This is a genomic window from Microbacterium sp. GbtcB4, from assembly GCF_019091465.1.
GTDB lineage: Bacteria > Actinomycetota > Actinomycetes > Actinomycetales > Microbacteriaceae > Microbacterium > Microbacterium paraoxydans.
Window position 1 is genome coordinate 1 of record NZ_JAGXJJ010000416.1, and the last position, 243, is coordinate 243.

Sequence of the window (243 nt, forward strand, 5' to 3'; positions counted from 1 at the left end):
TCCGCCGCAGGTGACCACAGGCCGCGAGGGCGTCGTGATCGCCACGGGTGACCACTTCGTGAACGCCGCCGAGGTCACCGCCGTGATCCGGCCGATGGGTGCGGCGCTGGTGGACATGGAGACCTACGCCTACATCTGGGGGGCGGGGCAGTTCGGCGTGCCGGTCCGCGCGTTCCGCGCCGTCTCCGATCAGGCGGAGGTCGGCGCACTGGCCGACTTCCCCGGGGCCATCGCCCGGTGCGG

1 pseudogene is annotated in these 243 nt (G+C 73.3%); it reads left to right on the top strand.

Annotated features, from left to right (window positions below):
• Window positions 1–243 (top strand): annotated as a pseudogene (locus KVS71_RS18335) (nucleoside phosphorylase); the annotation flags it as partial.